Origin of the sequence: Rhodosalinus sp. K401, assembly GCF_041365735.1 — a bacterium.
GTDB lineage: Bacteria > Pseudomonadota > Alphaproteobacteria > Rhodobacterales > Rhodobacteraceae > Rhodosalinus.
Window position 1 is genome coordinate 1 of the sequence record NZ_JBGFSI010000011.1, and the last position, 14,023, is coordinate 14,023.

At 69.6% G+C, this 14,023-nt stretch carries 15 protein-coding genes; 8 read left to right on the plus strand and 7 right to left on the minus strand.

Going from position 1 to position 14,023, the window contains the following annotated elements:
• Positions 1-129: 129 nt before the first annotated feature.
• Entirely contained in the window at positions 130-735 is a 606-nt protein-coding gene (locus AB6A66_RS12405) for a hypothetical protein (RefSeq protein WP_371039026.1), read from the minus strand.
• 123 nt (positions 736-858) lie between these two features.
• Here AB6A66_RS12405 and AB6A66_RS12410 point away from each other — a divergent pair, with 123 nt between their 5' ends.
• Complete coding sequence (locus AB6A66_RS12410) at positions 859-2,232, plus strand: cytochrome P450 (RefSeq protein ID WP_371056144.1); 1,374 nt, start codon at positions 859-861, stop codon at positions 2,230-2,232.
• Between the two features lie 111 nt (positions 2,233-2,343).
• Here AB6A66_RS12410 and AB6A66_RS12415 read toward each other — a convergent pair whose 3' ends face one another.
• Positions 2,344-4,734, minus strand: coding sequence for a DNA topoisomerase IV subunit A (locus tag AB6A66_RS12415; protein ID WP_371056145.1), 2,391 nt, complete (start codon positions 4,732-4,734; stop codon positions 2,344-2,346).
• A gap of 184 nt (positions 4,735-4,918) precedes the next feature.
• Here AB6A66_RS12415 and AB6A66_RS12420 point away from each other — a divergent pair, with 184 nt between their 5' ends.
• The 6 genes from AB6A66_RS12420 (at position 4,919) to AB6A66_RS12445 (ending at position 9,418) form a co-directional block, all read left to right on the plus strand.
• Positions 4,919-5,497 carry an SH3 domain-containing protein gene (locus tag AB6A66_RS12420; protein ID WP_371056146.1) on the plus strand — a complete coding sequence of 193 codons (579 nt, stop codon included), beginning with the start codon at positions 4,919-4,921 and terminating at the stop codon, positions 5,495-5,497.
• Between the two features lie 42 nt (positions 5,498-5,539).
• Positions 5,540-6,370, plus strand: coding sequence for an SDR family oxidoreductase (locus AB6A66_RS12425; protein WP_371056147.1), 831 nt, complete (start codon positions 5,540-5,542; stop codon positions 6,368-6,370).
• Between the two features lie 77 nt (positions 6,371-6,447).
• Positions 6,448-6,654: a twin transmembrane helix small protein gene (locus tag AB6A66_RS12430; RefSeq protein WP_371039031.1), complete on the plus strand. Its 207-nt coding sequence runs from the start codon at positions 6,448-6,450 to the stop codon at positions 6,652-6,654.
• A gap of 4 nt (positions 6,655-6,658) precedes the next feature.
• A complete protein-coding gene (locus AB6A66_RS12435; RefSeq protein WP_371039032.1) occupies positions 6,659-7,231 on the plus strand; it encodes a cob(I)yrinic acid a,c-diamide adenosyltransferase in 573 nt (190 codons plus the stop codon).
• Positions 7,232-7,730: 499 nt separating this feature from the next.
• The gene (locus tag AB6A66_RS12440) at positions 7,731-8,489 is read left to right on the plus strand and encodes an electron transfer flavoprotein subunit beta/FixA family protein (protein ID WP_371056148.1); all 759 of its coding nucleotides are present in this window, start codon (positions 7,731-7,733) and stop codon (positions 8,487-8,489) included.
• Positions 8,489-9,418, plus strand: coding sequence for an electron transfer flavoprotein subunit alpha/FixB family protein (locus AB6A66_RS12445; protein ID WP_371056149.1), 930 nt, complete (start codon positions 8,489-8,491; stop codon positions 9,416-9,418). Before AB6A66_RS12440 ends, AB6A66_RS12445 begins: the two co-directional genes overlap by 1 nt.
• 55 nt (positions 9,419-9,473) lie before the next feature.
• Here the strand turns inward: AB6A66_RS12445 and AB6A66_RS12450 are convergent, their stop codons facing one another.
• On the minus strand, positions 9,474-10,313 hold the full coding sequence (locus tag AB6A66_RS12450) for a DUF6473 family protein (RefSeq protein WP_371039035.1): 840 nt from the start codon (positions 10,311-10,313) through the stop codon (positions 9,474-9,476).
• A gap of 201 nt (positions 10,314-10,514) precedes the next feature.
• Between AB6A66_RS12450 and AB6A66_RS12455 the strand changes: the two genes are divergently transcribed.
• Complete coding sequence (locus AB6A66_RS12455; RefSeq protein ID WP_371039036.1) at positions 10,515-11,390, plus strand: 3-hydroxybutyryl-CoA dehydrogenase; 876 nt, start codon at positions 10,515-10,517, stop codon at positions 11,388-11,390.
• A 7-nt stretch (positions 11,391-11,397) separates the two neighbouring features.
• On the opposite strand, the gene AB6A66_RS12460 is transcribed toward AB6A66_RS12455, so the two are convergent.
• The 4 genes from AB6A66_RS12460 to rapZ all read right to left on the minus strand — a co-directional run bounded on the left by AB6A66_RS12460 (position 11,398) and on the right by rapZ (position 14,012).
• A complete protein-coding gene (locus tag AB6A66_RS12460; protein WP_371039126.1) occupies positions 11,398-12,342 on the minus strand; it encodes a lysophospholipid acyltransferase family protein in 945 nt (314 codons plus the stop codon).
• A gap of 61 nt (positions 12,343-12,403) precedes the next feature.
• On the minus strand, positions 12,404-12,685 hold the full coding sequence (locus AB6A66_RS12465; RefSeq protein WP_371039037.1) for an HPr family phosphocarrier protein: 282 nt from the start codon (positions 12,683-12,685) through the stop codon (positions 12,404-12,406).
• An 8-nt stretch (positions 12,686-12,693) separates the two neighbouring features.
• On the minus strand, positions 12,694-13,086 hold the full coding sequence (locus tag AB6A66_RS12470; RefSeq protein ID WP_371039127.1) for a PTS sugar transporter subunit IIA: 393 nt from the start codon (positions 13,084-13,086) through the stop codon (positions 12,694-12,696).
• Between the two features lie 8 nt (positions 13,087-13,094).
• Complete coding sequence (gene rapZ / locus AB6A66_RS12475; protein WP_371056150.1) at positions 13,095-14,012, minus strand: RNase adapter RapZ; 918 nt, start codon at positions 14,010-14,012, stop codon at positions 13,095-13,097.
• Positions 14,013-14,023: the final 11 nt, after the last annotated feature.

The following is a 14,023-nucleotide window of genomic DNA, read 5'->3' on the forward strand; positions in this document are numbered from 1 at the left end:
CAAACTTCTCTTTTGCCATCTTCCTGAGGCGCCTCGCGGTTGGGGGGTCTGAGCCGACCCGGGTTAGCATCGCGCGCTCGTCTATTGGGTGCGCCCGGGAAAATCAAGCGCCTGATTGGCCCGGCGCGTCTAGCCGTCGGCGACCTGCGCCGCGGCGCCGGACGTGGTCCCGGGCGCGGCATCCGAAGGCTCCGGGCCGCCGAACCAGCCCTCCTCGCGATGCCGGCGCACAAGCTCCCGCTCGAGCTGCTTGGCCGCGGACACCGACAGGTTGCGCAGCTGCTCTTGCTTGCTGTTGCTGAGCCCCGAGCCGAGCAGAAGCGACTCGCCCGTCGGCGACTCGGTGACCGTGACCCGGAAGGGCTCCTCGTTCAGCTTCGTTCCGGTCGCGTCGTCCCAGACGGTCACGCTGACGATCAGCGCCGAATTGGGCGAGAAGAGGATGGGCACGCCGGGAAGCGCCAGGACGTAGCCGTCCACGCTCACCCCGAAATGGTAGAAGCTGTCGCCCTCGTAGCGGCCGAACCGCTCCTCGATGGCGGCGTCGAGCGCGGCTTCCCACTCTTGCCGCGTGGCCTCGCGCGAGGCCGGACCGATCACCGGCTCGCGCGCCAGGACCACGCTGTGGCCGAGACGGAAATCGCCCAGCGGAACCGGCGGCTCGGCGAGATCGGCCGTGGTGCCGCAGGCGGCGACAAGGCCGAGCAGGGCGAGAATGGCGGAACGTCTGGGCATGCGGGCACTCCGGCACGGGGACGGCCCCCGATAGCCCAGCGCGCCCGGGCATGCAATTGTCCGGCCGTTTTGCCCGCCGCGGCGCGGCGCCTATATCGCAGGAGCAGTCGAGGGGAGATGCGCGTGACCGGTCCGACCTCCACATCGAGCGAACTACCCGTCCGCGTCGCCCTCGGCACACGGCCGCTCGGCCTTTTCGAAAGCCTCGCGGCCGCGCGGCGCAACATCGTGGAGATCATCCCCGAGGTCGCCACGCGGCAGCCCGTCGTGTCGGGCAAGACCGGCACGCGCTGGCACATGGTCATGGACCCGGGCGCGCTGCGCCGCGTCCTGGTCGAGCGGCTGGACGACTACCCGAAATCGGACGTGACCAAGAGCCTGCTGCGCCCCGCCATCGGAGAGAGCCTCTTCATCGCGGAAGGCGCGCACTGGCGCTGGCAGCGCCGCGCGGCGGCGCCGGCCTTCTCGCACCGCAACGTGACGAGCCTCGCCCCCGTGATGACCGAGGCGGCGGAGCGCGCCGCCCACCGGATCGGCGCCGCGGCCGGGCGGCGCGCCGTCAACGTCTACGACGAGATGGTGGCGGCCACCTTCGACGTGATCTCGACGGTGACCTTCGCCGATGGCGAGGGCTTCGACCGCGCGGCGGTGCACGCGGCCATCGACGCCTACGTCACCGAATCCGGGAAGATCTCCTTTCTCGACGTGATCGGCGCCCCGGACTGGGTGCCCCGGCCCGGGCGCGTGGCCTTCGACCCGGCGACGCGCGACATGAAGGCGATGGCCGACCGGGTCGTCGCCGCGCGGGAGGCTCGCGGGCCGTCATCGACGCCCGATCTTCTCGACCTGCTCCGCGCCGGAGAGGATGCCGAGACCGGGCGGCGCATGTCCGACGCCGAGCTGCGCGACAACCTGCTGACCTTCATCGTGGCGGGCCACGAGACGACGGCGCTGACCCTTGCATGGTCGCTCTATCTCTGCGCCTTCGACAGGCGCGTGCAGGCGCGCGCTCAGGAAGAGGCGGCCGCGGTTCTGGGTGCGCGCGCCGCCGGCGCCGCGGATGTGGAGCGGCTGCCCTACATCCGCCAGATCTGCGAGGAGGCGCTGCGCCTCTACCCGCCCGCGGCGGTGTTCTCGCGCACCGCGCAGGTCGAGGATCGGCTTTGCGGCCGCGAGATCCGCCCGGGCGACACGGTGATGATCCCGGCCTACGCGCTCCACCGTCACCGCCTTCTCTGGGAGGCGCCGGACGCCTTCCGGCCCGAGCGTTTCGCCGATCGCAAGGCGATCCGGCGTTTCAGCTACCTGCCCTTCGGCGACGGCCCGCGCATCTGCATCGGGGCGAGCTTCGCCATTCAGGAGGCGGTGATCATCCTCGCCACGCTGCTCGCGCGGTTCCGCTTCACGCCGGTCGCGGGCCGCGATCCGCGCCCGGTCATGATCCTGACCCTACGGCCGGAAGGCGGCGTCTGGCTCGAGGCGGAGCCGCTCGCCTGACATCGTTGGCCGGGCGAAAAGGCCCCGCGGCGCGGCGACGCGTCCGGGCTCCCTCCGGCCCGGTGGGCGCGACGCAAGGCGGACGCGCGGCCGGCCCGTCGAGGCGACCGGTCAGTTGAAGCGATTGTCGCGCGGAAAACCCCGGGGCGCCATGCGACCGGCCGAGGCACGCTTCGCGGTCCACTCGGCGAGATCCGTCTCGGTCCGGGTGCGGCCCGCCGGGTCATGCCACGAAAGCCCCGCCTCGCGCGCGAAGGTCGTCGCGTCCGACAGGCCGCCGTCCTTATATTTCTGAAGGCGCACGCCCTTGCCGCGCGTCATCTCGGGCAGCTCCTCGATGTCGAAGACGAGCATCTTGCGATTGTCGCCCACCACCGCGACCGCGTCTCCCGCGACCCGCGCGCAGACCCGCGCCGTCGCCGGGGCGCGCACGTTGAGCACCTGCTTGCCGGCGCGCGTCTGGGCGAGCACCTCGTCCTCCGGCACGAGGAACCCGTCCCCGGCCGAAGAGGCGACCAGCAGCCGCGCACCCGGGCGATGGATCATCAGCGACACGATTTCGGCCTCGTTGGGCAGATCGACCATCAGGCGCACGGGCTCTCCCATGCCGCGCCCGCCCGGCAGGCCCGCCGCCGACAGCGTGTAGAACCGCCCGTTCGAGCCGAAGAGCAGAAGGCGGTCCGTCGTCTCGGCGTGGAAGATGAAGCGCGGGCCGTCCCCGTCCTTGAACTTGAGCTCGCGGTTGAGGTCCACGTGACCCGAAAGCGCGCGGATCCAGCCCATTTGCGAGCAGACGACCGTGATCGGTTCACGCTCGATCATCGCCTCGATCGGCACGTCCCCGGCCTCGGTCGCCTCGGCGAAGCCGGTGCGCCGCGCCCCGCCCGGCCATTCCCGGCCGAAACGCTTCTTCGTCTCGCGCAACTCCTCGGCGATGCGCGCCCATTGCACGCCCTCGTCCTCGAGCAGGTCCTCGAGCGCCGCGCGCTCCTCCATCAGCCGGTCGCGCTCTGCCGTCAGCTCCATCTCCTCGAGCCGGCGGAGGCTGCGCAGCCGCATGTTGAGGATCGCCTCGGCCTGCACGTCCGACAGCTCCCGGTCGGGGAAGCGCTTCGGCGTCTCTTCACCGGGCGGCGCGTCCGGGTCGGGCACCGCCTCGAGCGTGGCGCGGTCCACCCCGGCCAGCGGAGAGCGATACTCCGCCTCCGACGCCGCCCGCGTCAGCGTCGCCTGATGCGCGCGCGACCAGTCCTCGTACATCATCGCCGCCTTGGGCGCGTCGTCGTAGCGGATGATCTCGATCACGCGGTCGAGGTTCAGGAAGGCCAGAAGGAACCCTTCCAGCACCTCGAGGCGGTGGTCGATCCTGGCCAGCCGGTGGCGCGAGCGCCGGACCAGCACGCCGCGACGGTGATCGAGGAAGGCGCGCAGCACCTCCTTGAGCGAGCAGACCTTCGGGGTCAGGCCGTCCACGAGCACGTTCATGTTGAGAGGCACGCGGGTCTCGAGGTCCGAGCTGCGGAACAGCAGGCCCATCAGCACCTCGGGGTCCACGTTGCGCGAGCGCGGCTCGAGCACCACGCGCACGTCCTCGGCGCTCTCGTCCCGGATATCGGCGAGCGGCGGGACCTTCCGGGTCTGGATAAGCTCCGCGATCTTCTCGATCAGTTTCGATTTCGGAACCTGGTAGGGGATCTCGGTGACGACGATCTGCCACTGCCCGCGGCCGAGATCCTCCTTTTCCCACCGGGCGCGCAGACGGAACCCGCCGCGGCCGGTGCGGTAGGCCTGCGCGATGCTCTCCGCAGGCTCCACGATCACGCCGCCGGTCGGAAAGTCGGGGCCGGGAATGTGGTTCAGCAGGGTGTCGTCCCGCGCGTCGGGCGCCTTGATCAGGTGAAGGCAGGCGTCGATCAGCTCCGAGAGGTTGTGGGGCGGGATGTTGGTGGCCATGCCCACCGCGATGCCGGAGGCGCCGTTGGCCAGCAGATTGGGGAAAGCGGCGGGCAGCACCACCGGTTCCTGCAACGTGCCGTCGTAGTTGTCGCGGAAATCCACCGCATCCTCGCCCAGACCGTCGAGCAGCGCCTCGGCGAAGACGGTCATGCGCGCCTCTGTGTAGCGCGGGGCGGCGGGGTTGTCGCCGTCGATCGAGCCGAAATTGCCCTGCCCGTCCACGAGCGGATAGCGCATGGCGAAGGGCTGGGCGAGGCGCGCCATGGCGTCATAGATCGCCGCGTCGCCGTGGGGGTGGTAGTTGCCCATCACGTCGCCGGAAATCTTCGCCGACTTGCGGAAGCCCCCGCCGGGCGCCAGCCGCAGCTCGCGCATGGCGTAGAGGATCCGCCGGTGCACGGGCTTCAACCCGTCGCGCGCGTCCGGCAGGGCGCGGTGCATGATCGTCGAGAGCGCGTAGGTCAGGTAACGCTCGCCCAGCGCGCGCCGCAGGGGCTCCGCCGACAGGGGCGCGGGCGCGCCGGGATCTTCGGGATGATCGTTCATGCGGCGGTGATAGCGGCGCCGGGAGGCCCGGTCAAAGCGTAGCCGCGCCGGCGATGCCGAAAGCCCGTTTTTTGGACTCCGTTGACGTTAGGGAATCTGTTAACGTTTTTGCTGCGTCAATTTGCTGCCAAGCGCGACGTAAGGGGTAACAAGGGGTCCGGGGGGTGTCGCCATGTGGCGGTTCATGCTGCTCACCTTCGTCATGCTGGGGTGGGCTTTCTACGAGTTGAGCGGCGGGAGCGACTACGCGCCGCGCGAAGGCACGCTTCAGGCCGCGGCGCGAGAGCCCGGCCAGGATGTCGCGCGTGCCGTTTCGCCACCAGCGGCGTCCGTCGAGATCGCGCAGGATGGGGACGGGGCGGTGGAAACCGCCGCGCTTGGGAACGACGCCTTCGGGGTCACCCTGGCAGCGGCCCGCGATCCGGCGCCCGAGGAGGCCTCGGCGCCGCCGCGGGCGGAAACGCCCGGGGCCGTCGCGGGCGCCTCGCTCTTTTCCGACCCGGTGCTTCCGGTCACATCGGCGGGGCCTGCCGCGCCGGCGCCGCTGGCCGCACCGCCAGCAGACATGCGCAGGGTCGCGGGCGCAGCGGTCAACATGCGCAACGGCCCCGGCACGTCCTACAGCGTGCTCGCGCGGCTGTCGCGCGGCGAACGGGTCGAGGTTCTGAGCGATCCCGGCGAGGGCTGGGTGAAGCTGCGCGTGGAGACGACGGGGCGGGTCGGCTGGATGGCGGCCGCGCTTCTCGAGAAGACCGACGCCTGATCCGCTTGCGCGCGCCCCGCGCGCAGCCTACGCCTCGGGGCCATGAGCGCGCGAACCATCCTGATCACCGGCTGCTCGTCGGGCATCGGATACGATGCGGCGCACGCCCTCGCGGCGCGCGGCTGGCGCGTCTTCGCGGCCTGCCGGCAGCAGCGCGATTGCACGCGCCTCGCCGAGGAAGGGCTCGAGACCGTGCAGCTCGACTACACGGACACCGGGTCGATCGCCGCCGCGCTGGATGCGGTGCTCGGTGCCACGGGCGGCCGGCTCGACGCGCTTTTCAACAACGGGGCGCACGCCATGCCCGGCGCGGTGGAGGATCTCCCCACCGACGCGCTGCGCGCCGTCTTCGAGGCGAACTTCTTCGGCTGGCACGAGCTGACGCGGCGGGTGATCCCCGCCATGCGGGCGCAGGGGCACGGCCGGATCGTGCAGTGCTCCTCGGTGCTCGGGCTCGTCGTCGCGCCCTGGCGCGGCGCCTACAACGCCACCAAGTTCGCGCTGGAAGGGCTGACGGACACGTTGCGCATCGAGATGCGCGGCACGGGTATCCATGTCGTGCTGATCGAGCCGGGACCCGTGACCTCCCGCATCCGCCAGAACGCGATTCCCCATTTCGAGCGCTGGGTGGACTGGGAAGCCTCGCCGAGGGCGGCGCAGTATCGCGCGACCCTGCTCAAGCGCCTCTACCAGACGCGGGGGCCCGACCGCTTCGAACTGCCGCCCTCGGCAGTGACGAGGAAGCTGATCCATGCGCTGGAGAGCCCGAAGCCCGCGCCCCGCTACCATGTGACGACCCCCACCCACATCGCGGCCGCGCTCCGGCGCGCGCTGCCGACCCGTGCGCTGGATCGGCTGCTTGCGAAGGGCTAGGAAAGCCCTGATTCGAGGTTCGCTTTTGCGCGGCACTCCGCTATGTGGCCCGCAACGCCAGTGAAAGGACCGCCGCCATGGCAAGTGATCCGCTTTTCATCGTGATCCTGCTGCTGCTTCTCGCGGTGGTCGTGATCCTCGCCACCGGGGTCGGCGGCTTCGCGAAAGGCGGCGAGTTCAACCGCAAGCACTCGAACCGGCTGATGCGCTGGCGCGTCGGGGTGCAGTTCGTCGCGGTTCTGGCGATTCTTCTCTTCATCTGGCTACGCGGAACGGGAGGCTGAGCGCATGGTCGTTCTCAACAAGATCTACACGAAGACGGGCGACGCCGGGGAAACCGCGCTGGGCGACGGCGCGCGGGTGGCCAAGCACGCGCCGCGTGTGGACACCTATGGCACCGCGGACGAGTTGAACGCCGTGGTCGGGCTAGCCCGGCTTCACGCCGAGGGCGAGGTGGACGCGGCGCTGTCGCGCATCCAGAACGACCTTTTCGATCTTGGCGCGGATCTCTGCTGCCCCGACATGGACCGCGATCACGAGGCCGAATACCCGCGCCTGCGCATGGTCGATGCCCAGACGCAGCGCCTCGAGGCCGAGATCGACGCGATGAACGAGAAACTGGAGCCGCTGCGCAGCTTCGTGCTGCCGGGGGGCTCCGCGCTCGCGGCGCATCTGCACCTGTGCCGCACGGTCGCGCGTCGAGCGGAGCGGCTTTCGGTGGAACTCGCCACGATGGAGCAGGTGAACCCCGCGGCGGTGACATACCTCAACCGCCTGTCGGACTGGTTCTTCGTCGCGGCCCGGATCGCCAACGACGACGGGCGCGCCGACGTCCTGTGGGTTCCCGGGGCGAACCGCTGACGGCGAGCGCCGACGGGCGCCCGCCCTCCCCGGGCCCGGAGGCGCCATCGCGACCTGACCGCGGCCAAGATGACCCCGCTTTGCGGGCTTCGGGCCGCACGCGGTCCCGGGCCGCTCGGCCAGCGTGACAGAGTGCCGCACCTGCGGTCCGGATCGCGCGCCGCCGGGAGGCAGGTTTCCGGGCCCGGAAAGGGCCGTCCGAAGAGCGCCTCGATCCGGCAGGCCCGGTGAGCCCGGAAAAGCGGATGTTCCGGCAGTGCCGCCGTGACGGCGCCGCCCGCGGCGCGGCCCCCGGCATCCGGCGGCCATGGGGCGGAGCGGCAGCGCCGCACCCGGTCGCCGGACCGCGTGAGGTCCCGCGAAATGAAAAACGCGACGTTCTTCGACGCCGGCGTGACGATTTTGCCCTGTTTCCCGCCAGAACGAAAATATATCACCCTCAGGTAACGTGCACCGCGCCGTCGTCTTCGGCGCCGAAACGATAGGGAGAACCACGCGGATGAAGGTACTCGTGCCGGTGAAGCGCGTGATCGACTACAACGTCAAGGTCCGCGTCAAGGCGGACGGCAGCGGCGTCGATCTCGCCAACGTCAAGATGTCCATGAACCCGTTCGACGAGATCGCGGTGGAAGAGGCGATCCGCCTCAAGGAGGCCGGCAAGGCCGAAGAGGTGATCGCCGTGTCGATCGGCGTGAAGCAGGCGCAGGAGACGCTGCGCACCGCGCTCGCCATGGGCGCCGACCGCGCCATCCTGATCGTCGCCGCCGACGACGTGCACCAGGATATCGAGCCGCTCGCCGTGGCCAAGCTTCTGGCCAGGGTCGTGGAGGAGGAGCAGCCGGGCCTCGTGCTCTGCGGCAAGCAGGCGATCGACAACGACATGAACGCCACCGGGCAGATGCTGGCCGCGCTGCTCGGCTGGAGCCAGGCGATGTACGCCAACGAGGTCGGAATCGAGGGCGACCACGCGGTCGTCACCCGGGAGGTGGACGGCGGCCTTCAGACCCTGAAGGTCAAGCTGCCGACCATCATCTCCACCGACCTGCGCCTCAACGAGCCGCGCTACGCCTCGCTTCCCAACATCATGAAGGCGAAGAAGAAGCCGCTCGAGGAGAAGACGGCCGCCGATTACGGCGTGGACGTCGCGCCACGGCTCGAGGTCGTCAAGACCAGCGAGCCCGAGACGCGCAAGGCCGGCGAGATGGTGGGCTCGGTCGACGAACTCGTGTCGAAACTCAAGGAAGCGGGGGTGGTGTGATGGCGGTTCTGCTGATTGCCGAGATCAACGACGGGGCGCTCGCGTTCGACGCCACCGCGAAGGCGGCGACCGCCGCGAAGGAGCTGGGCGAGGTGACGATCCTGGCCTGCGGCGCGAGCGCGGCGGACGCCGCGGCCGAGGCGGCGAAGATCGACGGCGTCGCCAAGGTGCTCTGCGCCGAGGACGCGCTTTACGGCCACCGCCTGGCCGAGCCGGTCGCCGCGCTCGTGGCGGAGCTGGCGAAGGACTACGACCACGTCGTGGCCCCCGCGACCACCGACGCCAAGAACATCCTGCCCCGCATCGCGGCGCTGCTCGACGTCATGGTCATCACCGACATCACGAAGGTGGTGGACGGCGACACGTTCGAGCGCCCGATCTACGCCGGAAACGCGATCCAGACGGTGAAATCCTCCGATGCGAAGAAGGTCCTGTCCGTCCGGACCTCGACCTTCGACGCCGCCGGCGCCGGCAACTCCGCGCCCGTCGAGACCATCGGCGCCGCGGCCGATCCGGCGCTGTCGGAATGGGTCGAGGACAAGGTGGCGGAAAGCGACCGCCCCGAACTGACCTCGGCCGGCGTGGTCGTCTCCGGCGGTCGCGGCGTTGGCAGCCAGGAGGATTTCGCCCTCATCGAGAAGCTTGCCGACAGGCTCAACGCGGCGGTGGGCGCAAGCCGCGCCGCGGTGGACTCGGGCTTTGCCCCGAACGACTGGCAGGTCGGGCAGACCGGCAAGGTGGTCGCGCCCGAGCTCTACATCGCCGTGGGCATCTCGGGGGCGATCCAGCACCTCGCGGGCATGAAGGACTCGAAGGTCATCGTCGCCATCAACAAGGACGAGGAAGCGCCGATCTTCCAGGTCGCCGACTACGGCCTCGTCGCGGACCTGTTCGAGGCGCTGCCGGAACTCACCGAAAAGCTCGGCTGACCGGCGGAGCCGGACGGAACGCGAAGGCCCGCCCGCAGTGGCGGGCCTTTTCGTTTCAGCGATCCAGCAGCCCGCGCAGGACCGGCGCCAGCGCCTCGGCGGCCTCGGCGTGGGCGCGCGGCCCGGGCAGCCCCCGCGCCGCCGGGGCCTCCACGTCGCGGAACACCATGCCCTCCGTGCCGTCGGCGCGGGCGGCTTCGCTCGCCGCGACCTCCACCACGGTGGCGACGGCGGGCCGCAGGGCTTCGACCATCGCGCGCGTCACGAAGAGCGGTTCCGGCGCGCGGACCTCCACCGTCCGGATCGGAAAGGTGTCAGGCGAATGCTCCGCGAACCACAGAAGCACGACAGGCGCCCCGATCCGCTCGATTAGCGTGCGCATCCTTGCAAGCCATGCCGTCCGCATCTCTTCGCGGAGGGTGGCAAACCGTTTCGGGCAGCGCGCGGCAACGGTCGACAGCATGTGCCCGGTGAAATGGAACTCCGTGAAGTCCACCTCCGGGAAGATCGACCGCATCAGGTCCGATGCGCGCACGAAACGGTCGTTCCGGCGCGGATGCACGCTGTAGAAGCGGTTGCTGAGGCTTTGCGCGCCCATCACCTGCACCACGGCGAGCCGCGCGCCCGCCGCCGCCTCCAGCACCGCGGCGTCGTTCGCGAAGGCGTCGACGCCCGCGTTGACGGCGCCGAAATTGAGACAGGTCTTGCCGAGCGGCTCTTCCAGAAGGTCCGGGAAGGGCCGGAGCACGAACTTGCCGAAGGTCTCCGTGCCGCCGAGGCAGGCGACGTAGTCGTCCGGCGGCGGCCGGCGGGGCCCGCGAAACAGGAGTTTGGAGCTTCCGTAACGATACGGAGCGTAATCGAGCCCTGCGCGGCCCGGCATTGCGTAGGTCATCACACCCACCACTTTTCTTCTCACCCGGCGGGCAGAGTCGCGGCGCACCGTTGACAATCGGCTAAACGCCCAATTCTCCGAAACTTTTCGAATCCCGCGCGGACTTGGCAAAGCGGCCCCGCTGCCCCTATGGTCACGCGCAAGAGAAAGCCCTGCGGCGGGACGGCGCGCGGCACGAACCGGACAAGAGGAGCGGTGAGCATGGAAATCGCGAGCGTCGGCATCGTGGGCGCCGGGCAGATGGGCAACGGGATCGCGCATGTCATGGCGCTCGCCGGGTACGACGTGCTTCTGAACGATGTCAGCCAGGAGGCGCTGGACGACGCGCTCGCGCTGATCGACAGGAACCTGTCGCGTCAGGTCTCCCGCGGGAAGATCACCGACGAGGAGAAGACCGCCGCGCTCGCCCGGATCCGGCCCACCCTCGAACTCACCGAACTCGGCCAGACGGACCTCGTGATCGAGGCCGCGACAGAGCGCGAGGAGGTCAAGCAGAAGATCTTCGACACGCTGCACGCGCATCTCAAGCCGGAAACGATCCTGACCTCGAACACCTCCTCGATCTCGATCACCCGGCTCGCCAGCCGCACCGACCGGCCGGAGAAGTTCATGGGCTTCCACTTCATGAACCCGGTTCCGGTGATGCAGCTTGTCGAGCTCATTCGCGGGATCGCCACCGACGAGGAGACGTTCAAGGCCTGCAAGACGGTTGTCGACCGGCTTGGCAAAACCGCGGCCTCGGCGGAGGATTTCCCCGCCTTCATCGTCAACCGCATTCTCATGCCGATGATCAACGAGGCCGTCTACACGCTTTACGAGGGCGTCGGCAGCGTCGAATCGATCGACCAGTCCATGAAGCTCGGCGCGAACCACCCGATGGGGCCGCTCGAGCTGGCCGACTTCATTGGGCTCGATACCTGCCTTGCAATCATGAACGTGCTGCACGAGGGCCTGGCCGACACGAAATATCGGCCCTGCCCGCTGCTCACGAAATACGTCGAGGCCGGGTGGCTGGGCCGCAAGACGCAGCGCGGCTTCTACGACTACCGCGGCGAGACGCCGGTGCCCACGCGCTGATCGCTTCTCAGCGGCTGTTCGCCGTGCCCGGGCGCGTCAGCGGGGCGGACCCGACCCCGGGCGGCCGCGCGCTTCCGGTGTGCCCGACCGACAGCGTGCGCTCGCGCAGCCATGCCACGAAGCCGCGCGGATTCTCGGCCCAGCGCTGGATTTCGTCCCGCTCGATCACCTCGCCCACCCTCGGCGATTGCGGACGGTTCAGCGCGTGCACGACCTCGTGCAGAAGCAGCCCCTGCCGCAGCGTCGCCGAGATGCGGTTGGCCATCTGGTACCACCGCGAGTTCTGTCCGGGAAAATACACCGGCAGCACCCGAGCGCCCGAGCGCTGGATCATCTTCGCGGTGAAAGGGTTCCACTCCGCCTCGACGGCCGGGCCGAACAGGGTTCGGGACGCCGCAACGACACCCGACGGGAAGAGCACGATCGCGCCGCCGTCCTTCAGATGCGCCATCGCGCGTTTGCGCATCTCCAGGTTCTGCTGAAGCGCGCCCTCCTCATGGGCGAAGGGCACCGGGATCATGAAATGCTCGATCTCGCCCACGCCGGTCAGCAGCGAGCGCGTGAGAATCTTGTAGTCGGTGCGGCGGCGCCCCACCAGTTCGGCGAGGACCATGCCGTCCACCAGCCCGTGAGGGTGGTTCGCAGTGATGACGAGCGGCCCCTCCCGGGGAATGCGCGCGATCTCCTCCGGCGGCGTCTCAAGCTCGATCCCCATCGTGTCGAGCGCCTGTTTCCAGAAGGCCTGGCCGCAGGGCACGCCCATCGCCTCGAATGTCCGGATGAGGCGCAGAAGCTTCATCTTGCCCGTCAGCAACTCCATCGCCTGGATGGTCCGGACCTGGAGGGGATTGGTGAAGGTGTTGGCATAGCTCAGCCGCCGCCGGTCATAGGGGCGGTCGGACAGGTTGGACCCGTCGCCCTGCCCCCGCACGACATCGGGACGGTTGTGCATCAGCACGGGACGGTGCTGCGAGCTGTCAACCAAACTGCCGGACCTCCCTCGCCCTGCCGGTTCACATGTCCTCGCCGAAACGGTCGGCCACCAGAGCCTCCAGCGCGTCCGCCAGCGCGACGGCATCGGGTCCGGACGTCTGAACCTGAATAGAGGTTCCCCTGGAGGCTGCCAACATCAAAAGCCCCATGATCGAGTCCCCCGATGCCATGTGCCCGTCGCGGCTGATCTCCGCCGTCGCGTCGAAGCCCTCGACCACCTCGACGAGCTTGGCGGAGGCGCGCGCGTGCAGCCCCTTCTCGTTGACGATCTTCAGGACACGGGTGGTGCAATCGCTCGGCATGGCTGGGCCTAGTCAAGGGAAATGTTCTGGCTGTCAATATACTTCCGCCCCGCCTCGAGCGCGTCCCGCACCGCCTCCGCGAGGCCGAGATGGCGCGACTTGGACAGCTTGATCAGCATCGGCAGGTTGGCGCCGTAGAGAATGCGCCGGTCGGCCGGCGCGCTGGCGCGCAGCGACAGATTGGAGGGCGAGCCGCCGAACATGTCGGTCACGATCACGACGCCCCCGCCCTCGTCCACCGCGTCGGCCGCGGCGCAGATCTCGCGCTGCTTGGCGTCGCGGTCATGGTCGGCCTCGATGGAAATGGCACGGATGCCTTTCTGCGCACCCACCACGTGCTCGACGGCGGCGAGGTATTCCCGCGCAAGCCCGCCATGGGCGACGATCACGATGCCGATCACGGGGTGTTTCACGCCGCTGGCGCTCCCTCCGGTGCGGGCCCGGCGGCGGGATCGTCCTGCCGCTCCAGTTCGCGATGCCTTATTGACACCGGCCAGCCGGCCTCTGCAAGGGCAGCGGCCATGTCCTCGGCCGCCGCGACGGATCGGTGCCGCCCGCCGGTGCAGCCGAAGGCGACGGTGACATGCGCCTTGCCCTCCTCCCCGTAGGCCGGGAGAAGAAGGCCGAGCAGGTCCCAGAGGCGGCCGAAGAAGGCGGCGTATCGCGCATCGGCGCGCACATGCGCGGCCACCTCCGGATCGGTTCCGTCACGGTGGCGCAACTCCGGCTGCCAGTGCGGATTGACCAGGAAGCGGCAGTCGAAAAGAAGATCCGCCCCGGGCGGGAGCCCCCGCTTGTAGGAGAAGGACTGCACCGAAACCGCGAGCGTCCCGCCGTTCTCCGGGGCGCACCAGTGCCGGATCTCCGCGCGAAGTTCGTGCGGGGTAAGTTCGGAACTGTCGATGAGGATGTCGGCGCGCGCGCGCACCGGCGCGAGAAGGTCGATCTCGCGCGCGATGCCGTCCTGCGGCGTCTCCGCGGGGGCGAGCGGATGGCGGCGCCGGGTCTCCGAGTAGCGGCGCAGCAGCACCTCCGGCCGGCAATCGAGATAAAGCAGGTCGCCCGCGACACCGTCCAGCCCGGCAAGCCAGTCCGCCAGTTCGAGCATGGCCGCGACCGAGAAATCGCGGTTGCGCGCATCGATGCCAAGGGCGAGTGGCCGGCGCGGCGGCGGCCCCGACAAGAGACGCGGCAGCAATCCGAGCGGTAGGTTGTCGATCGCCTCGTAGCCCAGATCCTCGAGCGCGTTGATCGCGGTGGTGCGGCCCGCGCCAGCGGGCCCGGTCACCAGCACCACGCGCTGCCGCGGGATCGACGGGGTTTCCATGTCCTCTGTTA